This is a genomic window from Antarctobacter heliothermus (assembly GCF_002237555.1).
Classification (GTDB): Bacteria; Pseudomonadota; Alphaproteobacteria; order Rhodobacterales; family Rhodobacteraceae; genus Antarctobacter; species Antarctobacter heliothermus_B.
This window is the reverse complement of record NZ_CP022540.1, coordinates 2,970,546-2,997,233: the sequence shown is the minus strand read 5'-3', so window position 1 is coordinate 2,997,233 and position 26,688 is coordinate 2,970,546. Positions and strand designations below refer to the sequence as shown.

The following is a 26,688-nucleotide window of genomic DNA, read 5'->3' as shown; positions in this document are numbered from 1 at the left end:
CGCGTGACCTCCCTGCAACATGGCCATAACAGCAGCGTGGCGCGGGTCGATACAACCTGTCAAGTGGTTGAAAGTCCCAAGACCCTTTGATCGGACAACCGCGCCCACGCCTGCCGTGCTCAATCAGGGGCCCCGGCCCGCTCTGCCAGCAGCTCCAGCCGGGTCAATTCTTCGCGCATTCCTGCCACCAACGCCTCGGCGAAACGGGTCTGGCGTTCCAGCCGCCGGTCGTCGGCGTGGCGCACAAGGAAAAAGCTGCGGGTCAGAGAGATGGCCTCGCGCAAGACATAGCGCAGACCGGGGGCCGTGGGCATGGCAAAGTCATGCACGATCCCCAGCCCCGCCCCCTGCTGCAGCCAGTGAAACTGCACCGCAACAGAGTTGGACGCCAAGGGCACCCGCTCCACCCCCAGTTCGCCAAGGTAGTCCAGTTCTTTGTCAAAGATCATGTCCGGAATATAGCCAATCGCCCGGTGGCCTTTCAGATCGTCGAGCGTGGTGATGGGGGCATGTGCAGCAAGATATTCGTCACTTGCTGCAAGATGCAGCCGGTAGTCGGTCACTTTCTGCACAACCAGCCGCCCGGCAGAGGGCGGTGAGACGGCAATCGCCATATCCGCCTCCCGTCGGCTGAGGTTGACCACACGCGGCAGCGCCACGATCTGAACATCCAGATCCGGGTTGTCGTCGGCAATACGCGCGCAGACCTGTGGAAGCAGGAAATTCGCGCAACCATCCGGTGCGCCGATCCGGAACTGCCCTGACAGGCCCTCCGCCCGGCCCACCAGCGCCTCCGACGCCTGACTGGCCGCCTGCTCCGCTTCTTCGGCAAACCGCACAAGACGTGAACCCGCCTCTGTCAGCGCGTAACCCTGCGGTGACTTGGCAAACAGCGGCGCGCCAAGGCTTTCCTCCAGCCGCGCCACCCGCCGCCCAACCGTTGCCGCATCCATCCGCAGCCGCCGCCCCGCCGCCGACAGGCTTTCGTCCCGCGCCACGGCAAGGAAAATCCGCAGGTCATCCCAGTTGTCCACGACACCACCTTTGCAAAAACGCAAAACGCCTTTGCTGCATTCTGTCTGTTCACAGCATTTTTGCAAGAGTAGGATCTGCGCCAAGCATAGCAGGAGAATTCCATGACCGAACTCACCAACTGGATCAACGGCCAGCACGTCAAAAGCGGCTCAGGCCGGTATTCGGACGTCTTCAACCCCGCCACCGGCGAGGTTCAGGCCAAGACACCGCTGTCCTCTGTGGATGAACTGAACGATGCCGTCGCCAAGGCGAAAGAGGCGCAAGTGGCATGGGGCAACACCAACCCGCAGCGCCGCGCCCGCGTGATGATGAAGTTCGGTGCCCTCATCAACGAACACATGGACGAACTGGCTGAACTGGTCAGCCGCGAACACGGCAAGACCCTGCCCGACGCCAAGGGCGACGTGCAGCGCGGTCTTGAGGTGGTTGAGGTCTGCATGGGCGCGCCCAGCCTGCTGAAGGGTGAGTTCACCGATGACGGCGGCCCCGGCATCGACCTGTATTCCATGCGCCAGCCGCTGGGTGTGGTTGCGGGCATCACGCCGTTCAACTTCCCCGCCATGATCCCGCTGTGGAAAATGGCCCCGGCGCTGTCCTGCGGCAACGCCATGATCCTCAAACCGTCCGAGCGTGTGCCCTCGACCGCGCTGCGCCTTGCCGAATTGCTGCAAGAGGCCGGTCTGCCCGATGGTGTCTTGCAGGTTGTGAACGGTGACAAATCCGTGGTCGATGCCATCCTCGACAATGAGGACGTCGCCGCCGTGGGTTTTGTCGGCTCGACACCCATCGCGCAGTACATCTATGGCCGCGCCGCCAACAACGGCAAACGCGCCCAGTGCTTTGGCGGTGCCAAGAACCACATGATCATCATGCCCGATGCCGATCTGGACAAGGCCGCCGATGCGCTGGTCGGGGCTGGCTACGGTGCGGCTGGCGAACGCTGCATGGCGATCTCTGTCGCCGTACCGGTGGGCAAGGAAACCGCCGACGGGCTGATCGAACGCCTGATCCCGCGGGTCGAAAAGCTCAAGGTCGGCCCCTATACCTCGGGCGAGGACGTGGACTATGGCCCGGTAATCACCGCCGCCGCCAAGACACGCATCGAGGGGCTGGTCGACAGCGGCGTCAATCAAGGTGCCAAGCTGGTCATCGACGGTCGCGGGTTCGAAATGCAGGGCTATGAGAACGGCTTTTTCGTCGGCCCCTCGCTGTTCGACAACGTGACCCCGGACATGGACATCTACAAAGAGGAAATCTTTGGCCCGGTCCTGTCCACAGTCCGCGCGGACACCTATGAGGACGCGCTGAACCTTGTGATCGACAACCCCTATGGCAACGGCACGGCGATCTACACCGCCGATGGCGACACCGCGCGGGACTTTGCCCATCGGGTCAACGTCGGCATGGTCGGCATCAACTTCCCGATCCCGGTGCCGCTGTCGTACCACACCTTTGGCGGCTGGAAGAAATCGGCCTTTGGCGATCTCAACCAGTACGGCCCCGACGCTTTCCGCTTTTACACCAAGACCAAGACCGTGACGGCGCGCTGGTTCTCGGGTATCAAAGAAGGCGGAGAGTTCAACTTCAAGGCGATGGACTAACCTCGGCGGACCGGGGGTGTCATTACGGCACCCCCGGCCATCCCGGTGCAGCGAAGAGCGGCACCGTTTGCCGGTGCCGCCAGACGAAAAGGGCAATTCCCATACCCTGCCTGATTGCAAACGCCAGTGGCCCGATTTGCCGGGCAAACACACGCGCGCCCTGCATTGGGCGCGCGTTCGGCGTGGCGGATCCCGTAACCCGATGCGCATCACGACAACAAACATGCCGGTAGACGTCTCCGTCCATCCGGCCCGCAGGTTGGCCCTTTTTGAAATGCACGGCGTGATCACCGTGCCCGACGCGATAGACGGCTTGCGCAGCTTTGTTGAACACCCTTTGTTTGATCCCGGTCTGGTGATGCTGACCGATGCGCGTCATGTCGATGACGTGGTCGCAAGTTTTATTGGCATAGTCGGCGGCGCGCACCGCTCTCGGGCCTTGTTCTGTAATTTCCGCCAAGAAGCGCATAACGTCATCTACGCCCCGCAGGACGTGGCGTTTGGCATGGCACGGGTCATGCAACAAGTGGTTGAGCCGCTCTCATATCTTAGGTTTGACATCCTGCGCGACGAGACCGAGGCCCTTGCAAACGCGGGACAGGACGAACTCAGCTTTGATGCACTATACGCCGCATTGTCCCACCCCGCCGGCTGAAACCACCGAACCGCGACAAGGAGTGTCTTTCCTTTCACGAACGCCTCTGCTTTTCTTGGCCAAAAGCGGGGGACCACATGGCAGAACCACCCTTCAGCATCGGCATCGAAGAGGAATACCTGCTCGTCGATCGCGACTCCTGCGCACTGGTCGAGGCGCCAGATGGCCTGATGGCGGCCTGCGCCGCAGAACTGGAGGGGCAGGTCAGCCCCGAGTTCCTGCAATGCCAGATCGAAATCGGCACCCGCCCCTGCGCCGGTGTCGCCGAGGCGCGTGACGATCTGCGCCGCCTGCGCGGCGCGGTTTCCCGTCATGCGGAACAACACGGCCTGTCGCCCATCGCCGCCTCCTGCCATCCGCTGGCGGACTGGAAAAACCAACAGCACACCGACAAGCAGCGCTACAATGAACTGGACCGCGATCTAGGCGGGGTTGTGCGGCGTATGCTGATCTGCGGGATGCATGTGCATGTGGGTCTGGAGGACGACCCGCTACGCGCCGACCTGCTGGCGCAGACCAGCTATTTTCTACCACATCTTCTGGCGCTGTCGGCGTCTTCACCATTCTGGCAGGGGCGCGACACCGGGCTGGCCAGCTACCGCATCTCGGTCTTCGACAACCTGCCCCGCACCGGCCTGCCGCCTCAGTTCAACAGTTGGCAGGACTTTGAACGCTCGACCCAGATCCTTGTCGACACCGGCGCGATCGAGGACACAACCCGCATCTGGTGGGATCTGCGCCCCTCAGCCCGCTATCCGACGCTGGAGGCGCGCATCATGGACGTGCAACCGCGCCTTGAACACGCTCTGACGCTGGCCGCGCTGATCCAGTGCATCATGCGGATGCTCTGGCGTTTGCGCGTCCGCAATCAACGCTGGCGACTGTATGACCGGTTCCTGATCGGCGAAAACCGCTGGCGCGCGCAGCGCTACGGCGTCAGTGAGGGGCTGATCGATTTCGGCGCGGCGCAGGTGGTGCCCTTTGACCAACTGGCCGAAGATCTCCTAGACCTGATCGAAGAGGACGCCGTGGCGCTGAAATGCCTGACAGAGGTCGCGCGCGTGCGCGAGATCGTCGAACACGGCACCTCGGCCGATCGTCAGCGCGCGGTCTATGCCCGGGCAGAGGCGGACGGCGCCGATCATGAGGGGCGGATGCGCGCCATCGTCCACCACCTGATTGACGAATATCACGCCGATCTGTGATCCTGTGTCCGGGTTCAGCGCACGCAAATGGCGATCTATCGCCAGTCGCCGCGTTCCCCTTGGCAGCGCCCACACCCCGCGTTACCACCGCTGGGACCACCCCGGAGACACCGCAACATGAAAACCGCCATCGCCACGTCGGACTATTTCGTCATGGGCGAAACCTTTATCAATCGTCACATCCAACACCTCTTTGGCGGCGACACCTGCGTCGTCTGCGGCCGGTTCAACGGCGAGGATCCACTGGGCAAACCGCTGTTCACCCGCCGCGCGCCGCTCACCCCGATGGACAAGATCCGCGCGCCCTTTGCCGCCGCCATCAGCGCGGCCCGCCACGGCACCTCTCGGCTGCCCTTTGGAGACAACCTACACCAACTGGCGTTTTTTCTGCGTGAACAGGGGGTGCAGGTCATCCTCGCAGAATTCGGCACCCAGGCGCTGGTTCTGGCGAAGCTGGGCAATGACATGGGTATCCCGGTCTTTACCTATTGGCGCGGCACCGATGCCTCTGCCGCGCTTGGCTCGAAACAGCGGATCCGCTCGTACCGGCTGATGATGCCGCGCCTTGCCGGCATGTTTTCCGTCAGCCAGTTCCTGCTCGATAACCTCGCTCATCACGGCATCCGTCACCCCAATGCCCATGTCATCCCCTCCGGTGTCGATATCCGCCGCTTTACCCCCGGCGAAAAGCGCCCCGGCAGTTTCCTCGCCGTCGGGCGTATGGTTGAGAAAAAGGCCCCGCACATCACCCTGCGCGCCTTTGCCAAGGCGGCCCAGGGGCGCGACGCGCATCTGACCTTCATCGGCGACGGCCCCCTGCTGGACGACTGCCGCACGCTGGCCGCCACCTTGGGCGTGGCCGATCAGGTCACCTTTACCGGTGCCCTGCCCCACGATCAGGTCCGCGAGCACCTGCTGACGACAGAGGTCTTCCTCCAACACTCGGTAACCGCCAAGAACGGCAACACAGAGGGTCTGCCCACCGCCATCCAGGAGGCGTTGGCCTGCGGATGCATCACCATCTCGACCCACCACGCTGGCATTCCCGAGGCGGTCGAGGACGGCGTCAACGGTCTGCTGGTGCAGGAATGGGACGAAGACGGCTTTGCCGCGCGCATTGCCCAGATCCTCGACACGCCCGACCGCAGCGCCATGGCCCGCGCCGCCCGCGCCACCGCAGAGGCCAAATTCGACAATGACGTCGGCCTTGCGCGGGTCGAACAGGTCATCCGCCAGACCTGCGCCAACACCTGAGTTACCGCAAACACAAACCTTCATTTCCACGCCGGGTTTTGCAAAATTGCAAAGCAGACCTGCAACCAGCCCTGTTGCATTGCACGCGCCTTCGCGCAACAATCTGAACAAGTGTTCATTTCAGCCGAAGGAGGAGGCCGCGATGGATTTTGCGCTTTCAGAGGAACAGACGGCCATCTTCGACATGGCCCACGCCTTCGGGCAAGAGCGCATCGCGCCCTTCGCCCGCGAGTGGGAGGCCGCAGGCACCATCCCCAAAGAGCTCTGGCCAGAGATCGCGCAGCTGGGCTTTGGCGGGCTCTACGTCTCAGAGGAGTCGGGCGGCTCCGGCCTGTCGCGCCTCGACGCGGCGCTGGTGTTTGAGGCGCTCAGCATGGCCTGCCCCTCGGTCGCGGCCTTCCTGTCGATCCACAACATGTGCGCGCGCATGATCGACAGCTTCGCCAGTGATGACTTCAAGGCCCGCGTCCTGCCCAAAGTGCTGACCATGGAAACCGTGCTCAGCTACTGCCTGACCGAACCGGGCAGCGGCTCTGACGCCGCCGCCCTGCGCACCCGCGCCACCCGCACCAACGCCGGCTACAGCCTGACCGGCACCAAGGCGTTCATTTCCGGCGGCGGCTATTCGGACGCCTATGTCGTCATGTGCCGCACAGGTGAGGGCGGCCCCAAAGGCATCTCCACCTTCTATGTCGAGGACGGCGCAGAGGGCCTCAGCTTTGGCGCACTGGAACAAAAGATGGGCTGGAAATCCTCGCCCACCGCACAGGTCCAGTTCGACGATTGCCCGGTGCCCGCCGAAAACATCATCGGCGAAGAAGGCCGCGGCTTTTCCTACGCCATGGCGGGACTTGACGGCGGCCGCCTCAACATCTCGGCCAGCGCGCTGGGGGCCGCCCAAAATGCCCTCGACCTGACGCTGCAATACATGTCCGAACGCAAGGCCTTTGGCAAAACCATCGACCAGTTTCAGGCGCTGCAATTCCGCCTTGCCGAATATGAAACCAAACTGCAGGCCTCGCGCATCTTCCTGCGCCACGCCGCATGGAAACTGGACAACAAAGCCCCCGACGCCACCAAATTCTGCGCCATGGCCAAACTCATGGTCACAGATAACGCCTTCGACGTGGCCAACGGCTGCCTCCAAATGTTTGGCGGCTATGGTTATCTGGCAGACTACGGCGTGGAAAAAATCGTCCGCGACCTGCGTGTGCACCAGATCCTCGAAGGCACCAATGAGATCATGCGCCTGATCATCTCACGCCAGATGCTGGCCAACTGACCTCGCAACGCGCCGCGCCCGGGGTTTCTTCTGTCCTAAAATATCCTCGGGGGTGAATGGACCAAAGGTCCAGAGGGGGCAGACAGCCCCCTGCCCCCCTCAAGACAGGCCACACCATGACCGATATCCAGATCCGCACCCAAGGCCACGCTGGCCACATCACGCTGACCCGGCCCAAGGCGCTCAACGCGCTCACATGGGACATGTGTCTGGCTGCGGAAAAGGCGCTGGACGCCTGGGCCAGCGATGATGCCATCGCACTGGTGATCCTCGACGCAGACGGCGACCGCGCCTTTTGCGCAGGCGGCGACATCGCCGAGATGTACCGCACCGGCACGGCGGGCGACCTCGACTATGGCCGCCGCTTTTGGCGCGACGAATACCGCATGAACGCCAAGCTGGCGGAATACCCCAAACCCATCGTCAGCTTCCTGCACGGCTTTGTCATGGGCGGCGGCGTGGGCCTTGGCGGGCATTGCTCGCACCGCATCGTCGGTGAGACCACCCAGATTTCCATGCCAGAGGTCGGCATCGGCTTTGTGCCCGACGTCGGTGGCACCTATGTTCTCGCCCGCGCGCCGGGGCGGCTGGGCGAATACCTCGGGCTTACCGCCGCGCGCATGGGTCCTGGCGACGCGATCCACGCGGGCTTTGCCGACCGCTTTCACCCGCAGGCCGACTGGCCCGCGCTGAAACAGGCGCTGATCGACACCGGAGACATCGCCGCGCTTGGCGTCGCACCCACACCGCCGGATAGCCCACTGGCCGCGCAGCAGCCCGAAATCGACGCGCTTTTCGGCGGTGAGGCGCTGCGCGACGTGCTCAACACCCTGCGCAACAGCGACAGCGAGATCGCGCAGAAGGCGCTGAAATCCATGTCGCGCAACGCCCCCCTGTCCATGGCCGTCACGCTGGAGATGATCCACCGGCTGCGGACGCCTTCGCTCAGCATCCGCAAGGCGCTGGAACTGGAATACCGTGTCAGCCACCGGATCATGGAACACGGGGACTTCCTCGAAGGCATCCGCGCGGCCATCATCGACAAGGACAAATCGCCCAAGTGGCGTCACGCGCTGGATCAGGTTCCCCTGATCGACGTCGCCAAGATGCTGATGCCGCTGGGCAAGGACAGCCTCGATTTCAAGGAGAACACCATGCAGATCGGCTTTATCGGACTGGGCAACATGGGCGCCCCCATGGCCGCCAACCTCGCCAAGGCAGGCCACAGCGTCAAAGGCTTTGACGTGGCCGGCGCGCAGGCAGAGGGCGTGACACAGGTCAGCAGCGCGGCGGAGGCAGCACAGGGATCAGAGATCGTCATCACCATGCTGCCCAACGGCGAGATCCTCAAATCTGTCGCGGCAGAGATCCTGCCAGCGATGGACAAGGACGCCATCCATCTTGATTGCTCTACCGTCGATGTGGCCTCTGCCCGCATGGTCGCCGAAGAGGCCACAGCCAAAGGTGTCGAGGCGCTGGATGCGCCGGTCTCGGGCGGCGTCGGTGGTGCCGCAGGCGGCACCCTGACCTTTATGGTGGGCGGCTCGGACGCCGCCTTTGCCCGCGCCCTGCCGCTGTTCGATATCATGGGCCAAAAGGCGGTGCATTGCGGTCCGTCCGGCAACGGTCAGGCCGCCAAGATCTGCAACAACATGATCCTGGGTGTGACCATGATCGCCACCTGTGAGGCCTTTGCCCTTGCCGACAAACTGGGCCTGTCGCGCGAGGCGATGTTTGACGTGGTCTCCACCTCCTCGGGCTATTCGTGGTCAATGAACGCCTATTGCCCGGCCCCCGGCGTCGGCCCCAAAAGTCCCGCTGACAACGATTATCAGCCCGGTTTCGCCGCCGACCTGATGCTCAAGGACCTGCGCCTGAGCCAACAGGCCGCAACGGATGCGGATGCCGACACGCCGTTGGGTCAGGCCGCGATGGAGCTCTACAAACAGTTCGTCGAAGACGAAGACGGCAAGGGACGGGATTTCTCTGCCATGCTGCCGCGTTTCGAAAAACGCGGGCGCGGCTGACAGGTCATTGGCGGCTTTCCGCCCGAACCATTCAGTATTTCCGACGGAACTCCGGGCTGGTGCGTTTCATATAGACAACGCACACACCCCGGAGATCCGCAATGAACCTCAAGACACTCACTTTGCTCCTCAGCACCGGCCTGCTGTCCGCCTCCCTTGCCAGCCCCGCGTTGGCAGACCGCTGCACACCCGGAAAATCGAAACATTCCGACGCCTGTGCAGCACCGATCCAGCACAAGGCGCAGGACAAGAAACCCGGCCAGCAGCAGCACCAGAAACAGGTGCAAAAGCAAAAGCAGGAGCAAAAACAAACCCACAAACAGACCCACAAACAGACCGTGAAAATTCGCAAAGGGGAACGCCTAGCGACCAATCACACGATCCTCAAAAACCCCGGACGCTACGGCCTGCGCAAAGACCGCACCTATGTGATTGTCGAGAAAGAGGTTTACCAGATTGACCCGGACACCCGGGCGGTTCTCAACATCATCGGGGCCCTCGCACAACTCAGCAACTGAGCCGGGTTGGTTGATCCAGATCATATGCGAAAAGCATGATGCGATGATAGTTAATCGTCAGGATCAACCATCTCCCCCGGAGGCACTCATGTTTGCAAAGAACGTCGGTCAATCGGACCGCATCATCCGCGCCATAATCGGCATCGTGGCGATCATCGCCTTTTTCACGGTCTCGGGCAGCTGGTCTTGGCTGTTGCTGGTTGTGGGCATCGTGATGCTGGCCACCGCCGCACTGGGCACCTGCCCGCCCTACGCCCTGCTGGGCATCAACACCTGCAAGCTCAAATCCTGAGCTTGCCAGCGGCGGGGCCCTCACTGGGCCCCGCGCGCCAACGTCAGACGTTATTCCGCCGCCACCTTGCGCGGCTGCAACATCGGTTTGAGATACCGACCGGTGTGTGACGCCTCGACCTCGGCCACCTGTTCCGGCGTCCCTTCGGCCACGATCTGACCGCCGCCATCGCCGCCCTCGGGGCCGATGTCGATGATCCAGTCGGCGGTTTTCACCACGTCCAGATTGTGTTCAATCACCACAACCGTGTTGCCGCCTTCGACCAGTTCGTGCAGCACTTCCAACAGCTTGCGCACGTCTTCAAAATGCAGGCCCGTGGTCGGTTCATCCAGAATATATAGCGTGCGGCCCGTGGACCGTTTGGCCAGTTCCTTGGACAGCTTGACCCGCTGCGCCTCACCGCCTGACAGGGTCGTCGCCTGTTGGCCAACCTTGATATAGCCAAGACCGACGCGTGCCAGCGCATCCATCTTGTCCCGGATTGACGGCACCGCCTTGAAAAACTCCTGCGCGTCCTCAACGGTCATATCAAGAACGCCAGCTATGCTCTTGCCCTTGAACAGAATTTCCAATGTCTCGCGGTTGTACCGCGCGCCTTTGCAGGTCTCACAGGTGACATAGACATCCGGCAAAAAGTGCATCTCGATCTTGATGACACCATCCCCCTGACAGGCCTCACAGCGCCCCCCCTTGACGTTGAACGAAAACCGCCCCGGTTTATAGCCACGCGCCTTGGCCTCTGGCAGCCCGGCGAACCAATCACGGATTGGGGTAAAGGCCCCGGTGTACGTCGCCGGATTAGACCGCGGAGTCCGCCCGATGGGCCGCTGGTCGATGTCGATCACCTTGTCCAGATGCTCCAGCCCCTTGATCGTCTCGCAGGGCGCAGGCGTCTGGCGGGCACCATTCAGGGCCATGCTGGCAGTCTTGAACAGCGTCTCAATCGTCAGTGTCGACTTACCGCCGCCGGACACGCCGGTCACGCAGACAAACTTGCCCAGTGGGAACTCCGCGGTCACCTCTTTGAGGTTGTTGCCCGTGGCCTTTACCACCTTGAGTTTCTTGCGGTTCCCTTTGCGCCGCTCCGCAGGCACCGCAATTTCACGCGCGCCTGACAGGTACTGCCCGGTCAGGCTGGCCGGGTCGTTCTGGATCTCTTCGGGCGTGCCTTTGGCCACCACTTGCCCGCCATGCACCCCGGCACCGGGGCCAATATCAAAGACGTAATCCGCCTCGCGGATCGCCTCTTCGTCGTGTTCGACCACGATCACCGTATTGCCCTGATCGCGCAGGTTTTTCAGCGTATCCAGCAGGCGTGAATTGTCCCGCTGGTGCAGACCGATCGACGGCTCATCCAGCACATACAACACCCCGGTCAGGCCAGAGCCAATCTGGCTGGCCAGCCGGATACGCTGGCTCTCACCACCGGACAGCGTGCCGGAAGACCGGCTAAGCGTGAGATACTCAAGCCCGACATTGTTCAGGAACCCCAGCCGCTCACGGATTTCCTTGAGAATGGCGCGGGCGATTTCGTTCTTCTGCTTGGTCAGGCTGGCGGGCACGGTTTCGCACCAGTCGAACGCCTGTTTGATCGACATTTCGACCACCTGACCCACATGCAGATCGGCGATCTTGACCGCCAACGCCTCTTCCCGCAGGCGATAACCGCCGCAGGTGCCACAGGGCCGGTTGTTCTGATAGCGTTCGAACTCTTCTCGGATCCAGTTGCTGTCGGTCTCGCGATAGCGGCGTTCCATGTTGGGGATCACCCCCTCAAACACGCGGCTGACCTGATAGATGCGTCCGCCTTCGTCATAGCGGAACTGGATTTCCTCATCGCCAGACCCGTACAGGAACACCTGATGCACATGGGCGGGCAAGTCTTTCCAGCGCGCCTTTTTGTCAAATTCGTAATGTTTGGCGATGGCTTCGATGGTTTGCAGGAAATAGGGCGACTTGCCCTTGCGCCACGGCGCCAGCGCGCCATCGCTGATCTTCAGCGTCTGGTCCGGCACCACAAGGCGTTCGTCAAAGAACAGCTCCTTGCCCAGCCCGTCGCAGACCGGGCAGGCCCCGAAGGGCGCATTGAACGAAAACAGCCGGGGTTCGATTTCCGGGATGGTAAATCCGCTGACCGGACAGGCAAAATTCTCGGAAAAGGTGATCCGCTCCGGGTCGCCCTCTTTCGGCGCGGTTTCCAGCACGGCGATGCCATCGGCCAGATCCAGCGCGGTACGAAACGAATCCGCCAGACGGGTTTCCATGCCCTCGCGCACCACGATCCGGTCGACGACCACGTCGATGTCATGGCGGAACTTCTTGTCCAGCACCGGCGGATCGTCGAGTTCGTGGAACGCGCCGTTCACCTTGACCCGCTGGAACCCCTGCTTGCGCAACTCAAGGAATTCCTTGCGGTATTCGCCTTTGCGGTCGCGCACGATGGGGGCCAGCAGATAGCCGCGCGTGCCGTCCTCCATGGTCATGACCCGGTCGACCATGTCCTGCACCTGCTGCGCCTCGATCGGCAGGCCGGTGGCGGGGCTATAGGGCGTGCCAACACGCGCAAACAGCAGGCGCATGTAGTCGTAAATCTCGGTCACCGTGCCAACGGTCGAGCGCGGGTTCTTCGACGTCGTTTTCTGCTCAATGGAAATCGCGGGAGACAGACCGCTGATGTGATCCACATCCGGCTTTTCCATCATGTCGAGGAATTGCCGCGCATAGGCGCTCAGCGACTCGACATAGCGGCGCTGGCCCTCGGCATAGATCGTGTCGAACGCCAACGAGGACTTGCCCGACCCGGACAGCCCGGTGATCACAACCAGTTCGTCGCGCGGGATGTCCACGTCGATGGACTTCAGGTTGTGCTCGCGCGCGCCGCGCACCTCGATCTTCTTGAGTTCCGGCATGTCTGACCCCCGGTATTGCAACCCGAGTGTACATAGGGGGATTCCCCGCCTTCGCCAATCGAAAAGCGTGAACGAAGTGTGAACATTCCGGTGACGACCCACAAAGCGGCGGTCTCGTGCCGCAAAGACCGTCGGAAATGCACCGCAACAGTCAGGGAAACCATTCCTTGCCCCAACGCGACACAGGGTGCAGGCTGTGCGCATTACCGCCAAAGGGGGATTTCCATGACACGGTTTCGCCGCGCCGCATTGGCGCTTTGTGTACTGCCCGGCCTTGCCACGGCGCAGGAGGACGTGAACTCCATCCTCGTGCTGGATGCGTCAGGCTCCATGTGGGGGCAAATCGACGGAGTCACCAAGATCGAGATCGCGCAGGGCGTGGTCGGCGATCTGCTGCGTACCCTGCCCCAGACGCAATCCATCGGCCTGACCGCCTATGGCCACCGCACCAAGGGCGACTGCACCGACATCGAAACGCTGGTCCTGCCCGGTGCGGCCAGCCGCGACGCCATCGGCGCTGCGGTGAATCAACTGCGCCCGCGCGGCAAGACACCGATGACCGATGCCGTTGTCGCCGCCGCCACGGCGCTGAAATACACCGAAGACCCCGCCACCGTGATCCTCGTCTCCGACGGGATCGAGACCTGCAACCCAGACCCCTGCGCCGCCGCCCGCGCACTGGAAGAGGCTGGCGCACAACTTACCGTACATGTGGTCGGCTTTGACGTCAGCGACCCGGAGGCGCGCCGCCAGATGCAGTGCCTTGCGGATGAAACCGGCGGGCAATTCTTGCTGGCTGCCAACGCCACCGAACTGGGTCAGGCGCTGGGTCAGGTCACGCAGGCGCAGCCGGTCTATCCGACGCTGTTCGTCGCCACCGATGGCGCAAACGGCGGACGGATCGAAACCCCGCTGATCTGGGACGTCAAACAGGGCGAAGAGCTGGTTGTCGATCTGGAACGCAACGCCAGCTTTTCCCGCGACCTGATGGCCGGCACCTATACCGTGTCCGTGCTGCGCCCAGATGATGAGGCCAGCGTCGAGAAAACCTTTACCGTGGTGGACGCAGGCCAGACCGTGACGCTGGAACTGCCCAGCTCGCTGCCCGATGCCTCTGTCAGCGGTCCCGCCTCGGCTGTGGCCGGTTCCACCATTCAGGCAGACTGGACCGGACCGGACGCCAAGGGCGATTACCTGTCTGTCGCGAAACCCGACGACAAGGGCTATGTCAATTACGTCTATACCCGCGACGGCACCCCCGGCGCGCTGGTGATGCCACCAGAAGCGGGCAGCTACGAACTGCGCTACATCATGGCGGACGGCAAGGTCACGCTGGCCTCCCAACCCATCACCGTGACAGAGGCGCAGGCCACGCTGGACGCCGCCGACACGGCGCCCGTCGGCGCAACCCTGCCGGTGACATGGACCGGCCCGGATTACAAAGGTGACTACGTTGCCGTGTCCAAACTGGATGAAACCGGCTACGTCAACTATCGCTACACCCGCGACGGCGACCCGGCAGAACTGGTGATGCCACCAGAAGCGGGCAGCTACGAGCTGCGCTACATCATGGCGCAGGACAAAACCGTGCTGGCCACCCGCGCCATCACCGTCAGCGATGTGACCGCCACGCTGGATGTTCCGGACACCGCCCCCGCAGGCGCGGCCATCCCCATCGGCTGGACCGGCCCGGATTACAAAGGCGATTATCTCACCGTCTCCAAACCCGACGACGCGGGCTATGAGACCTATACCTACACGCGTGAGGGCACGCCGCTGGACCTGACCATGCCCGCCGATCCCGGCACCTATGAGGTCCGCTATGTCATGGCGCAGGGCAAGACGGTTCTGGCCTCGACCACGGTAGAGGTCAGCAGCGTCAGCGCCACGCTGGACGTGGTGGCAGAGGCGCGCGCCGGGGCCCCGGTTCTGGTGACGTGGGACGGCCCCGGCTACAAACCCGATTTCATCACCGTGGCCGACGCCGATATGCCCGCCGACAAGTACCACGCCTATACCTACGTCCGCGAAGGCACGCCGCTGCTGCTGCAAATGCCGCCAGAGCCCGGCACCTATGAGATCCGCTATGTGGCCGCCAGCGAAGGCAGGTCGATCCTTGGCACGACGCAGATCACCCTGACAGAGGTCGCCGCCAGCATCGATGCCCCGGACAAGATCCCCGCAGGCACCGTACTGGGCGTCACTTGGGACGGACCGGATTTCAAAGGCGACTTCATCAGCCTCGCCCGTGAGGGTGACCCGGACAAAGACTACAGCGTCTACAAATACACGTCCGAGGACAGCCCGATGGTGCTGAAACTGCCAGAGGGTCCGGGCAAGTACGAACTGCGCTATGTCATGGCCAAGGACAAAAAGGTGCTGGCGCGCAGGCCGATCGAACTGACCTACGAGCCGCAATAAGGTCCGCTACGGCGACAAGGACCGGCCCCTGCAAAGGGGCCGGTCCTTTTGTTGGCAGGGGGCGGCGAGCGGCAACGGGACCTCCGGCCCGCATATACTCCAACGTTGATGAATGTCGGTAATGGGAATGATCGGCTTTCCAGGGGTCCGTCGGCAATTTGACCTCAGAGACGAGAGCGGTCCATTGCGGACCTTCGCCACCCAGTCAACATGCTGCGGTACGGCCCGTCGTAGCAGATGGGGTGGATGGCTCCCGCTCCCGGCGTCGCAATGCGCCATACTGCAGGTGTCAGAATCTGCGATCGAGAGGAGCCACCCCATGCAAGTTACCACCGTCGGCCTCGACCTGGCCAAGAACATCTTTCATGTCCACGGAGTTACCGAGACAGGAGACGTTGCTTTCAACCGCCCCTTGAGACGGGCGCAGGTTCTGGCGTTTTTCCAGCGCCTGTCACCTTGCCTCGTCGGCATCGAGGCCTGCGCTTCGAGCCATCATTGGGCGCGGGAGCTTTCGAAACTCGGCCACACCGTCAGGCTGATGCCGCCAATGTACGTCAAACCCTACGTGAAGCGCGGCAAGTCCGATGCGGTCGACGCCGAAGCAATCTGCGAAGCAGTGACACGGCCCAGGCCCACGATGCGGTTCGTCGAGATCAAGTCCAAGGAACAGCAGGCGCTACTGTCCCTGCACCGCGCGCGTGACTTCGTCGTGCGTCAGAGGACGCAGCTGATCAACATGGTCCGGAGCCTTGCAGCGGAGTTCGGGATCACCATCGCTCGGGGCGTCGCGCGCGCCATTGAGTTCGCCAAGTCCATCATCGACGGCAAGCAGCCGGGACCGCCCGATCTGGCCCAGGACGTTCTGCGCGTCCTCAGCCGACAGCTGATTGATCTTCACAACCGCCTTGGCTGGTTCGAAACCATGTTGCGCATTCAGGCGCGCCTCAGCCGACAGGCTCAACTCCTGCAGACTATTCCTGGTGTCGGCCCGGTCACCGCCTCTGCCGTGGCTGCGACGATCGGGTCCGGCCGACAGTTCAGGAGTGGCCGCGAATTTTCTGCGTGGTTAGGGCTGACCCCTCGCAACCACTCCAGCGGCGGCAAAGAACGATTGGGAAAGATCACCAAGATGGGTGACCGATACCTGCGCCAGCTCATTGTAGTTGGCATGACGTCGCGCGTCCGACAAGTCGCGCCCATCCCGAGCGTGCCGATCCTTGGCTGACGAAGCTGCTGCAGAGAAAGCCCGCAAGACTGGCGACCGTCGCCATGGCGAACAAAACAGCAAGGATCATGTGGGCAATCCTCACGAGGGATGAGCCCTACAAGCCGCACGCCGTATGAGACGGCGCGCGCCCACGAGATAGCAAGACCAACGATGTGATGGTGTGCCATTCAGCCGCAACGATCAGGACGCTCCGACGAATGTCCCGGGCGCCATTGCCCGCAAAGCAGATAGGAACCTGATCTGCGGATCCCATCAGGGCCAGCGGCAATGACCGCGTCAACAGGCCGGACACAAGACCGCTTCTGAACAGGTACACGAGATCATTTACGACTTGCTATGCGGGAGCCATCCACACAGGACATTCGTGCTCGGCGCAGCATTTTGTCGATTGAAACGTCGGTCTGCGGACTTTGTTCCCGTTGACTCTAATTTGCTTACCTGAGACTTTTGGCTATGAAGATTAAAATCAATGACTTTGACTGCCTTAGTGAAGATAGAGATGGGAAGACCCTTTTTGTTTTTCTCACGGATGGCATGATTGCATTCCCTCACAAGGCTTCCATAAAAGCACATGTTTTTGTTTCTAAAGTTGGAAAGTCTTTCCCTTGTAAAGTTTATCACCCTCGCCCAAACGGGTTTCTTGATCATCCTCATTTGCATATGAAAGCTAATCAGGAATTGGGTCTTAGGAGCATGATTGCTATCGGCGACACGATCACCGTGGAGTAGCTAAGGGCTCCAAGCGGACTTGCGGCAATGCAGCGCGTGGTTTTTGGGCAAATTGCCCTGCCACCGCCCTGAGCGATCACACCGGATGACTGCTGTCAGCCCGAAGCGGACATAACCTGTGTAGCCGCAGCACCAGAGGCTTTCCGAAGTGACGGGCGGATACTGGTCATTTGCTGCGATAGCAAGTTCGGCAATCGTCGTTCGAAATACCAACGGTCTCTTTTCAACCCTTGTCCGGTGTCACTTGTGCCGCATCTGAAAGAAGTTGTTCCAGATCGGCATTGAGGAGCGGCGACAGCCTGGTCTGTATCGCCTCAAGTGTGGCGCGGTTGTCTGGCCGGGTTGCGACCTGGCGCACGGCGAAATCCCAGCGTTCCTCTGTCCATGCCTCAAAGTCGTTCTTAACGCGCTCCAGCTCTTCTTTCTTTTCGGAGATATCGAGCACCAAAGAGGTATCCTGCGCCGTGACAGGCGTCGGTGCCTTGAGCCATCTTTCAAAGCTCTTAAGCCGAGCACGTAAAATGGAAAGGTCGGTTTCAAGGCGTTCAATCTGCTCTTCATGGCTCTGCGGGTTGCAGTGAAGCGGTGTCAGCACGAAGGCCGACACAAAGGCGTCGCATATTTCAGGGCGCTCGTCGCGCACTGCCCGCGCAACAGGCCCCATGATTGCCGGGCCTAACTCGCGGAGCCATTTGCGGTCCCTGTGCAAGTCTATCGTGCCCTCGGCGACCGCCTGACAGAGGTTATGTGCAACGTCCCCGCGGTCTACCACATGGAAAATCATGATCCTGCTAATACGTTCGGCGGTATCCGCGCCATGCGACAGCAGGGAGAGCGCGAAAGGGAATGAGTGCGCGGGAAAGGTCATCACCATTTCGGGAATGATGCGCCCGATATCCGCGTATAACCCCTTGGCAACATCACCATACGAGACATGATAGAAATACAGCGACATGAGCGCGTCCACGGCTACGGCAAGATCTTGTCGGTGCTTTGCCGCTGCAGTCATCTGAGCAATCAAAGACAAAATCGTCTCATTATGCCGTGCAAGCCTTTCTTCAATCGCGGGCTTGGAGCCGATGGTGAGAAGATAGCCCGCGTCCGAGGCGGTGTAGAGAAAAACCTCGGCGCTATGGTGTGAGAACGCATGTGAATGCCGGAAAGACGGCTCTATATCCAAGAGGGTCTGGCCTGCGTTGACAATGAGGTCATAGAAGGTGTCGAAATGGCCGAAATCGCTTGCGAAAACCTCTGACCACTCCTTTCTGATCGCTTGTTGCTCGGTGAAATCACTGATCCCTACGGAGGCGAGGCGGTCCAATGACGGGGCAAAAATCATTGCGTCGATATCTCCAAAACACGAAAGCTATCATTGCAAACAAGGGTGTTTCGGTCGCTTTCGACCATCGGACTAAAAATATCCATCTCGCCACTCACGGCTGGCGCGCTCGATCTCGGGGAGGCGTTCGCGGATGGCATGCGCATCCCTTTGCGCCTTCACCCCCTCTCCGTTGCGGCCCAATTTGATCAAGGTCGCTCCGATTTTGTCATGACTGCGGGCGATGTTTTCTTGCCCGACGGTGGTTTTGGGAATTCTATCCTCAAGGCGCTCTTGGATCGCAAGGCAGTCGCGAAAGACCTGCAAAGCCTCTTCATGCAGGCCTTGTTTGAACAAGATGGTGCCGATGCGGTCATTGCTGACACAGAGGTAGTCGCGCCAATGCTCGTTTTCAGGGTCTTGCCTTAAATGGCCTTCCGCCAAGTCGCGCGCGTCATAAGAGGTGCGCAGGGCCTCGTCGAGACGGTTCGTCTCCAAAAGCGCTTTGCCGGCCTTGTTGAGGCCGTGGAACAGATCATGCTGGCGTAATATGTTCTCGAGTTCTTGCGCCATAGTATAGAGTCCTGCATGATGAAAACATATGAGACGAAACCTCTACACGAAGTTGCCGAAAATAGAAAACTGGCTGAGACTTCGTGCTGGCCGGCTAGAGCAGGGCATGATGATGGTACAGAAAAGTGAGGTTCCATGAGTGATGCCGCCGGTAGAAACGATCACCCCTTGAAGGGCGTGGATCGCGAAACGATACGTGACGATCTCAATAATTATGCCCATGGTGCCACGACAGAGATGTGCGCCGAAACCGCCGGTATAGATTACGATACGGCCTATCAGATCATCGCATATGGCATCGCCAATCAGAGCTTGGGGTTTTCCGTCCAGTGAATGACGGGCCGGCTGTGTATCGTGCGGGGTGTTCGGGCAATAGAGGCCAGCATGAATGGGTCAGCTACCGGTTTTGGGGCCAGTTATCGACAAGGGCCTTATAGCCACATTCGGAGTCCGCGAGCGCCATATTTCCCAAATCCTCATGCGCCTCACCCTGCAAAGTCATATTTGAGGAAATCCTCCAATCGCCCGCAAATTTCCAAAGCTCGGCTACGGGAAGCAGTATCGTGTAAATGCGCCCCATTGAGTAGCGTTCGAAAGATACATCATGTCTGTCTACTTTGAAAACCCACCGGTCGAATGCGCGATTGGGGTGGGGTTGCCTATATAGGTCTGAAAACGCAACGGAAATCGTTTCGCCCTGATAGCCGTTTGCCCCTTCAAACGAAATCTTGAAGCTGATGACCGCAGCCTCGTTCCGCTTGTGCGGAAACCTCATGGACAGGGTCATTTCGTTTATGCGGTCGTGGTGGGTAAGGAGGCAGTATTTACGTCTGTCAGATGGCCTGACACGCTGGATGTATAAATAGTAACGGTCCCTGTCATCGGCCCCAAACAGCTCGGTCTTTGAAACCGCCGGAGCCGTAGAAGGGGCTTCCAAAGCCATTGCTTCTATTTCCTCTGGCGTTTTTTGTGCCATATTCATATTTTTCCGAGCTGTTTACAGTCCATGACGATGTGAAAGGGCGGCGTTGTGACGTTGCTTGATTCCGATGAAGGCGAGACGTTCTAATGACGGTGCAAAAATCATCGTGGTGATCCCTTCAAAACACGAGAGCTATAATTGCGAACAAGGGTGTTTCGGTCGCGTTCGACGATCTGGCGACTGTGCCAACTCTTGAAGCACACCATGTCTCGACTAACGCGCGACTTAGTCTCCCAAACACGAACCCATCCCATCGCGGAGCACTACAATGAGTATCACCTGAAATTCTTTATAGTGCTAAATCTCTGATCAAAGACAAGCTACGCGCGACCTGCGGTCTCGGCAATGTCTGCAAGGCTATAATTGACATTCGGCCTTTGGCGAATGTTAGAAACGCCAAAGCTGCAGCACAGCGACGTGGCTCTCCGTCGGTGTCCGCGTTGGACCGATCACGTCGACAAGGAAGACTACGGCTCCAAACTTTGCAAAGGTCGCTACCTGCGCATAGCCGACCTTGATGGCTTGCGCAGCATGGTTGGTTAGGCTTTCGGGAACTCGAATGGCCGCTTCCACCGATCTGCAAAAAGATGTTTGCATCCGCAGCGAACGGCGGCCTCCCGCCGGTTCTGTTCTCTAATCCGTCAATGCGAGTTTCCTAATATCGTACTGTAATGTCAGAGGTTGCCTTTGTTCTCTTCGAACTCTTGGGTTCATAATGGGGTTGGCTGGGTGTGGGTCGGCTAGGTGGAAACCGCAATCATACCGTTGGTCTTGGTTGTTGCTACAGAATCGACGCCGTGTCTCACGCCCTCCCTCGGGCATCGTCCCAGATGGGAACTTTGATATTGGAATCCTCGTGATTGTCTCTCTGGTGATCCTTACGCGAACTGGAATTCGGTTTGGTCGCGCATCATCGCGTGCAGGACAATAGCGAGTCGTCTGGCCAGGGCCACACGTGCCTTCCTCATTGTTGAGCGCGCACCAGTCGCAAGCGCCCATTCCTTCAATTTGAGCGGGCCAGCATACCTCGTCAGCATGACATTGGCCGCCTCGTACAGGAGCGTTCGGACCCTGGTATCACCCCGTTTCGAGATGCTGCCGACATAGTCTACTTCTCCGGACTGATGCCGCCTTGGGACAAGCCCAAGGTACGGCCCGACATCGCGCGATCGTCGGAACCTCGACGGATCATCTACTGCGGCCGCAAAAGCCAGTGCCGTGATCGGCCCGACACCTGGGACGGTCATAAGACGTGAGCAGGTTTTGGATTTACGGGCCGTCTTTTTAACATCGGCATCAATTGCAGCAACGGCCGCCAATATTGCTTCACGCGCTGCAAACAATCCGTTCAATGCAGCATGAAGACCTGGAACCCCATTACTCACTTTCAGAGCGGCATCTTTGAATGCAGGCGACAGTGCCCGTGGCAACCGTACACCAAATACGACCACCAGCCCACGGATCTGATTGTCGATCGTCACGCGCTGCCCGACCAGTTTCTTGCGTGCTGCGATCAGTGACCGTATCGCATGAGCAGACAGCGATTTGACATGGGTAGGTTTGTAGAACCCGGTCCGCGCCAGATGGGCCAGGCCGCGCGCGTCATTGCGATCAGACTTGTGTCCCGCCAGAGATTTAAGGGCTTGATAGGCTTGCCTGCTTTCAATGCACTGGACTGGAATGCCGCGTTCAGTAAGTCCATGGTATAGCATCGGTGCCATCCTGCCGGTCTCAAACACAACGCCTACACAAGTTGGACCGGCCGCGAGAAAATCACTAATCGCATCTGGCGAGGAACGCGCCTTACCTTCTCGGATCAAGGTGCCATCGCGATCCAGCACACAAATATGCGTCTCTTCCATCGAGACATCCAAACCAGCAAAATATTCCATTTATCTGCTCCTCCAATTGGTTGCCGGTACAGTCTACCAGCTGATTTGCAGTGCCGGATTCAGATTACACCATGTTGAAAAAGTCTTTGTTGCAGTGCGGCAAGTCCTTTGATTCACTGGATTATGAGGGGATTGGAGGATTTCGTCATGATGGGCATCCAAACGGCACCGGCACAGTTGTTCTATGTCTTCGATCTGGAGCGTCATGTTCCTTCCGGTCATATGCTTCGCGAGATCGACCGGTTCCTCGACGTGGATGGCATGCGGGAAGTCGTGCGCCCGTTCTACAGCCACATGGGGCGTCCCTCGATCGATCCTGAGCTGATCATCCGGATGCTGGTCATCGGTTATGTCATGGGAATCCGTTCAGAGCGGCGCCTTTGCGATGAGGTCCATCTGAACCTTGCATACCGCTGGTTTTGCCGTTTGGGTCTGGAAGGGAAGGTGCCGGATCATTCGACCTTTTCCCGGTATCGTCATGGCAAGTTCCGTGACAGTGATCTGCTCCGGAAGGTATTCGAGGCAACTGTCGAACGCTGCCTGAGAGAGGATCTGGTCGCGGGTGAAGGATTGGCCGTCGACGCAAGCCTGATCCCGGCTGACGCCAATAAGGTCCGGTCTATTGCGGCCGAAGACTGGAGCCCGGAGGTCGCGCGCGAGGCCGGAAACCGGGCGGCACGCGAATATCTGGAAACACTCGACGATGCCGCCTTCGGAGCCGCATCACCGGTCCAGCCGAAGTCGTGACCAGGTCCGATCCGGCTGCGCAATGGACCCGCGCCTAGGAAAGCCGCCCGTATTTTGCCTATGCGACCAACTACCTGATCGACACCAAGAGCTCGGTCATCATGGATGTTGAGGCGACACGGGCAATCCGGCAGGCTGAGGTTGGGGCGTCGCGCACGATGCTCGACAGAACCGAGAAACGGTTCGGGATCAGACCGGATTGGCTGACTGCCCCTCTCGTGACATCGCTGCGCGATGCACTGCCGGGCAGTGGACACCGCCTACGGCAATGCCGAGAACCTTGGATGGCTGGTCGAGAAGCGCAGCATCATCCCCTTCATCCCTGTCATCGACAAATCAGAGCGGACCGATGGCACCTGGTCCAGGTCCGACTTCGAATGGGACGAGGCGAATGATCAATACATCTGCCCCGAGGGTCACGCCCTCAAGCAATATCGCCGGAACTACTCCGATCCGAACCGGGGGCAGGACACCGGAGGGCGGAAGAAATATCGTGCCTTGAAGGCGACATGCCAAGCCTGTCCATCCAAAGAAATCTGCTGCCCGAAAGCGGAGGCCCGATACGTCACCCGAGAACCCCACGAGGAAGCACGCGAGTTCGCCCGCGAATGCCGCAAGACCAAGGCCTACAAGGTATCCCGAGACAAGCGGAAGAAAGTAGAGATGCTCTTCGCCCATCTGAAGCGCATCCTCGGCCTAAACCGGCTACGCCTGCGCGGCCCCAATGGCGCCAAGGACGAATTCCTGCTCGCCGCCATCGCCCAGAACCTCCGAAAACTCGCGAAGCTGCGGCAGCAGTGCGCCAACTCGGAGGCCGCGGCATGATCTAAGCGGCCAGATAAACGCCAAAAGGCGGCGCGACGGGCGATTGCCCGAACCAAACGGTGACACTCGAGGATGAGGGCAGCCCAAAACACGTTCTCAGGCCGACTTTTTCAACAAAATCCGCCCGATAACACCCTATCCGACAGCCATTTGAACAATCGGCACGAGAGTTGTGCTTCGTGCCATCACATGCAGTTTTCCAGACGGGTGGCCCAATCGCGCGCCCTATGATCTGATCAATCAGCAGCCCCCAGATAGGCCCGCCTTGTCCAAGGCTGTGGCAGGCTGCAAAAAGGGCCATCTTCCCACACTTCTGTCGAAAAAGAGCAGCCCTTTCGGACCGCTCTTTCCAAACAAAAGATTAAATCGCCTCTGTAACCCCTTGATTTTTCACACCCCGAGTTCTGTCCACGCGTGGACACCCTCACCGATACAACAGCGACACCCCATCGGCGAACAGATGCACCTTCTCCGGCGCGGCCCCCAAAGAGACCGTCTTGCCCCGCATTTCATGGTGAATGCCGGGCAGCTTGGCGATCACCGGATCGCCTCCCTGCTGGGCCTCGAAATACAGCAGCGTGACCTCTCCCAAAGCCTCGATAATATTGACCGTGCCGGAGAACACCGCCTCCCCCTCGGCGGCGACAAAATCCTCTGGCCGGACGCCCACGTTGACCCTCAATCCCATGTCCGCCCCGCTGGTCGGATAGTCGGACAAGGCCGTGCCACCGCCCTCCAGTTTGACGGTCGTCCGCGGCCCCGTGGCGATCACCTCGCCCGGAAGCAGGTTCATCGCCGGAGAGCCGATAAACTGCGCCACAAATTCGCTGTTGGGCCGCTCGTACAGTTCCAGCGGCGCGCCCACCTGCGCGATCCCCTTGTTCGCCAGCACCACGATGCGGGTCGCCAACGTCATCGCCTCGACCTGATCGTGGGTGACATAAATCATGGTCCGGTCTGGCATCTGCTCCTTCAGCTGGGCAATCTCGATCCGTGTCGCCACGCGCAGCGCGGCGTCAAGGTTCGACAACGGCTCATCGAACAGATACACTTTGGGGTCCCGCACAATCGACCGCCCGATCGCCACCCGCTGTCGCTGTCCGCCGGACAGCGCCTTGGGCAGACGATCAAGGTAAGGGTCCAGTTGCAGCATCGTCGCCGCCCGGTTCACCGCCTCTTCGATCTCGGCCGGGGATTTCTTGGCCAGCTTGAGCGCAAAACTCATGTTCTCACGCACCGTCATGTGCGGGTACAAAGCGTAGCTCTGGAACACCATCGCGATGCCACGTTGCGCGGGCGGCACGTCGTTGACCTCCTGCCCGTCGATTTCCAGTGTGCCGCCAGTGATCTTTTCCAGCCCGGCGATCATCCGCAACAGCGTGGACTTGCCACAGCCCGACGGTCCGACAAAGACAATCAACTCACCCTGTGCGATGTCCAGATTGATGTCGCGCAGCACCTGAACGGCACCGCCATAGGTCTTTTCGACATCGGTCAGTTTCAGAGTGGCCATGCCCGCTCCCCCTTATTTAAGTGTTCGCGCGCCGCGCCAGCGCGGGCTGCCATGGTCCAAGGTGCAACTTGCCATCGGGGGCCGCATGGGCGCTGCCCAGCTCCTGCCCGATCTGCAGCCAGTCACCGGCAGGCATGTCCATCACCGCCGGCTCACCGCTGAGGTTGACCGCAACAAAGACATCTTCTCCTTCAAAACTGCGGGTGAAATGCACGATGGTCCCGGTGGATTTCACCCGGTCATGGCTGCCCTTGACCAGCGCCGGATACGCCCGCCGGAAATGGATCGCCTTGCGATAGTGGTGCAACAGCGCGCCCGGATCCTGTTCCTGCGCCGCGACTGCCAAAGGCAGATGCGCGTGGCTGACCGGCAGCCACGGGGTCGCTTCGGAAAAGCCGCCATTCTGGTTGGACGGCTCCCAAACCATGGGCGTGCGACAGCCGTCGCGGCCCTTGAACTCGGGCCAGAATTCGATCCCGTAGGGATCTTGCAGATCCTCAAAGGGCACATCGGCCTCCGGCAGGCCCAACTCCTCCCCCTGATACAGGCAGACAGAGCCACGCAGGCACATCATCAACGTGGCAAAGGCCTTTTGCGCAGAGGGCGTCAGATCCCAGCGCGAGGCATGGCGCATCACGTCATGGTTGGAAAAGGCCCAGCAAGCCCAACCGTCTGTGACCACGTCATCCACCCGGCCCATGACATCGGCAATGCGTGCCGCATCGGGTTGATCGCCCGACAGGAATTCGAAGGAATAGCACATGTGGACGCGATCATTGCCCGAGGTGTACTGCCCCATGATCTCTAGCCCACTTTGGGCATCGCCTACCTCACCCACGGCGGTTGTGTCGGGGTATTCGTCCAGTAGCGCGCGAAAGCGTTCCAGAAAGGCCAGGTTCTCTGGCTGGTTCTTGTCGTAGAGATGCAACTGGTGATTGTAGGGGTTCACGCGCGGCGCAATGGAGGCATCGCGCTGATCTATCGGCAAAGGCGGGTTGTCGCGCAACTGCTGGTCATGGAAGTAGAAGTTGATGGTGTCCAGCCGGAATCCGTCCACCCCCCGGTCCAGCCAAAACCGCACGCTGTCCAGCAGGGCGTTCTGAACCTCGGGGTTGTGAAAGTTCAGATCCGGTTGCGACGTCAGGAAGTTGTGCATGTAATACTGCTCGCGTCGCGCATCCCATTGCCAGGCAGAGCCGCCAAAGATTGACAACCAGTTTGTCGGCGGTGTGCCGTCCGGCTTGGGGTCGGCCCAGACGTACCAGTCGGCCTTGGGGTTGTCGCGATTTGCGCGACTCTCAACGAACCAAGGGTGCTGATCCGATGTATGCGACAGCACCTGGTCGATCATCACCCGCACACCCAGCTTGTGCGCCGTGTCCACCAGAACGTCGCAATCCGACAGGGTGCCGAACATCGGGTCAACGTCGCAATAATCGCTGACGTCATAGCCGAAGTCCTTCATCGGCGAGGTGAAGAAGGGGGAGATCCAGATGGCGTCGACCCCAAGGCTGGCCACATAGGGCAGCCGCGCGGTGATGCCGTTCAGGTCGCCGACGCCATCGCCGTTGCTGTCCTGATAGCTGCGGGGATAGATCTGATAGATCACCGCGCCGCGCCACCAATCCTTGTCAGCGGTGAGTCCTGGCTTTGCCTTTTCAATCACGTTCATGAGGTCCGTT

The 26,688-nt window shown here is 60.4% G+C and carries 19 protein-coding genes and 3 pseudogenes; 14 read left to right on the top strand and 8 right to left on the bottom strand.

Annotated features, from left to right (window positions below; all coding sequences use genetic code 11):
- Positions 1-119 precede the first annotated feature (119 nt).
- Positions 120-1,034: a LysR family transcriptional regulator gene (locus ANTHELSMS3_RS14270; RefSeq protein ID WP_094037139.1), complete on the bottom strand. Its 915-nt coding sequence runs from the start codon at positions 1,032-1,034 to the stop codon at positions 120-122.
- A 102-nt stretch (positions 1,035-1,136) separates the two neighbouring features.
- Here ANTHELSMS3_RS14270 and ANTHELSMS3_RS14265 point away from each other — a divergent pair, with 102 nt between their 5' ends.
- The 9 genes and pseudogenes from ANTHELSMS3_RS14265 (at position 1,137) to ANTHELSMS3_RS14230 (ending at position 9,869) form a co-directional block, all read left to right on the top strand.
- On the top strand, positions 1,137-2,636 hold the full coding sequence (locus ANTHELSMS3_RS14265) for a CoA-acylating methylmalonate-semialdehyde dehydrogenase (RefSeq protein ID WP_094035451.1): 1,500 nt from the start codon (positions 1,137-1,139) through the stop codon (positions 2,634-2,636).
- Positions 2,637-2,859: 223 nt separating this feature from the next.
- Positions 2,860-3,291 (top strand): hypothetical protein, encoded by a 432-nt coding sequence (locus ANTHELSMS3_RS14260; protein ID WP_157733518.1) that lies wholly within the window; start codon positions 2,860-2,862, stop codon positions 3,289-3,291.
- 77 nt (positions 3,292-3,368) lie between these two features.
- Positions 3,369-4,496, top strand: coding sequence for a carboxylate-amine ligase (locus ANTHELSMS3_RS14255; protein ID WP_094035449.1), 1,128 nt, complete (start codon positions 3,369-3,371; stop codon positions 4,494-4,496).
- Between the two features lie 117 nt (positions 4,497-4,613).
- Positions 4,614-5,750 (top strand): glycosyltransferase, encoded by a 1,137-nt coding sequence (locus ANTHELSMS3_RS14250; protein WP_094035448.1) that lies wholly within the window; start codon positions 4,614-4,616, stop codon positions 5,748-5,750.
- Positions 5,751-5,892: 142 nt separating this feature from the next.
- Positions 5,893-7,032, top strand: a complete 1,140-nt coding sequence (locus ANTHELSMS3_RS14245) for an acyl-CoA dehydrogenase family protein (RefSeq protein WP_094035447.1) — start codon at positions 5,893-5,895, stop codon at positions 7,030-7,032.
- 56 nt (positions 7,033-7,088) lie between these two features.
- Positions 7,089-8,108: pseudogene (locus tag ANTHELSMS3_RS26490) on the top strand (enoyl-CoA hydratase/isomerase family protein); the annotation flags it as partial.
- Between the two features lie 78 nt (positions 8,109-8,186).
- Complete coding sequence (gene mmsB, locus ANTHELSMS3_RS26485) at positions 8,187-9,059, top strand: 3-hydroxyisobutyrate dehydrogenase (protein ID WP_368074438.1); 873 nt, start codon at positions 8,187-8,189, stop codon at positions 9,057-9,059.
- A gap of 101 nt (positions 9,060-9,160) precedes the next feature.
- Positions 9,161-9,577 (top strand): hypothetical protein, encoded by a 417-nt coding sequence (locus tag ANTHELSMS3_RS14235; protein WP_094035445.1) that lies wholly within the window; start codon positions 9,161-9,163, stop codon positions 9,575-9,577.
- An 88-nt stretch (positions 9,578-9,665) separates the two neighbouring features.
- Positions 9,666-9,869, top strand: coding sequence for a YgaP family membrane protein (locus ANTHELSMS3_RS14230; protein ID WP_094035444.1), 204 nt, complete (start codon positions 9,666-9,668; stop codon positions 9,867-9,869).
- Positions 9,870-9,919: 50 nt separating this feature from the next.
- Here ANTHELSMS3_RS14230 and uvrA read toward each other — a convergent pair whose 3' ends face one another.
- Positions 9,920-12,778 carry an excinuclease ABC subunit UvrA gene (gene uvrA / locus ANTHELSMS3_RS14225; protein WP_094035443.1) on the bottom strand — a complete coding sequence of 953 codons (2,859 nt, stop codon included), beginning with the start codon at positions 12,776-12,778 and terminating at the stop codon, positions 9,920-9,922.
- A gap of 225 nt (positions 12,779-13,003) precedes the next feature.
- Here uvrA and ANTHELSMS3_RS14220 point away from each other — a divergent pair, with 225 nt between their 5' ends.
- From ANTHELSMS3_RS14220 to ANTHELSMS3_RS25585, 3 genes and pseudogenes are all read left to right on the top strand, one after another.
- Entirely contained in the window at positions 13,004-15,199 is a 2,196-nt protein-coding gene (locus ANTHELSMS3_RS14220; protein ID WP_094035442.1) for a VWA domain-containing protein, read from the top strand.
- A gap of 319 nt (positions 15,200-15,518) precedes the next feature.
- Positions 15,519-16,543 (top strand): annotated as a pseudogene (locus ANTHELSMS3_RS14215) (IS110 family transposase).
- A 337-nt stretch (positions 16,544-16,880) separates the two neighbouring features.
- Positions 16,881-17,156, top strand: coding sequence for a hypothetical protein (locus ANTHELSMS3_RS25585; RefSeq protein ID WP_157733517.1), 276 nt, complete (start codon positions 16,881-16,883; stop codon positions 17,154-17,156).
- 223 nt (positions 17,157-17,379) lie between these two features.
- Here the strand turns inward: ANTHELSMS3_RS25585 and ANTHELSMS3_RS14210 are convergent, their stop codons facing one another.
- Both ANTHELSMS3_RS14210 and ANTHELSMS3_RS14205 read right to left on the bottom strand, forming a co-directional pair.
- The gene (locus ANTHELSMS3_RS14210) at positions 17,380-18,495 is read right to left on the bottom strand and encodes a hypothetical protein (protein ID WP_094035441.1); all 1,116 of its coding nucleotides are present in this window, start codon (positions 18,493-18,495) and stop codon (positions 17,380-17,382) included.
- Between the two features lie 72 nt (positions 18,496-18,567).
- Positions 18,568-19,047, bottom strand: coding sequence for a tetratricopeptide repeat protein (locus ANTHELSMS3_RS14205; RefSeq protein ID WP_094035440.1), 480 nt, complete (start codon positions 19,045-19,047; stop codon positions 18,568-18,570).
- Between the two features lie 135 nt (positions 19,048-19,182).
- On the opposite strand from ANTHELSMS3_RS14205, the gene ANTHELSMS3_RS14200 reads away from it, so the two are divergent.
- Complete coding sequence (locus ANTHELSMS3_RS14200; protein ID WP_094035439.1) at positions 19,183-19,380, top strand: hypothetical protein; 198 nt, start codon at positions 19,183-19,185, stop codon at positions 19,378-19,380.
- Positions 19,381-19,444: 64 nt separating this feature from the next.
- Here the strand turns inward: ANTHELSMS3_RS14200 and ANTHELSMS3_RS14195 are convergent, their stop codons facing one another.
- Together ANTHELSMS3_RS14195 and ANTHELSMS3_RS14185 are read right to left on the bottom strand one after the other, a co-directional pair.
- Positions 19,445-20,023 (bottom strand): hypothetical protein, encoded by a 579-nt coding sequence (locus ANTHELSMS3_RS14195; protein WP_157733516.1) that lies wholly within the window; start codon positions 20,021-20,023, stop codon positions 19,445-19,447.
- An 884-nt stretch (positions 20,024-20,907) separates the two neighbouring features.
- Complete coding sequence (locus tag ANTHELSMS3_RS14185) at positions 20,908-21,921, bottom strand: IS110 family transposase (protein WP_094035436.1); 1,014 nt, start codon at positions 21,919-21,921, stop codon at positions 20,908-20,910.
- A 147-nt stretch (positions 21,922-22,068) separates the two neighbouring features.
- On the opposite strand from ANTHELSMS3_RS14185, the pseudogene ANTHELSMS3_RS14180 reads away from it, so the two are divergent.
- A pseudogene (locus ANTHELSMS3_RS14180) lies at positions 22,069-23,493 on the top strand (IS1182 family transposase).
- 424 nt (positions 23,494-23,917) lie between these two features.
- Here the strand turns inward: ANTHELSMS3_RS14180 and ANTHELSMS3_RS14175 are convergent.
- Both ANTHELSMS3_RS14175 and bglA read right to left on the bottom strand, forming a co-directional pair.
- Positions 23,918-25,006, bottom strand: a complete 1,089-nt coding sequence (locus tag ANTHELSMS3_RS14175) for an ABC transporter ATP-binding protein (protein ID WP_094035435.1) — start codon at positions 25,004-25,006, stop codon at positions 23,918-23,920.
- 16 nt (positions 25,007-25,022) lie between these two features.
- Positions 25,023-26,678, bottom strand: coding sequence for a beta-galactosidase BglA (gene bglA / locus ANTHELSMS3_RS14170; RefSeq protein WP_094035434.1), 1,656 nt, complete (start codon positions 26,676-26,678; stop codon positions 25,023-25,025).
- Between the last annotated feature and the right edge of the window lie 10 nt (positions 26,679-26,688).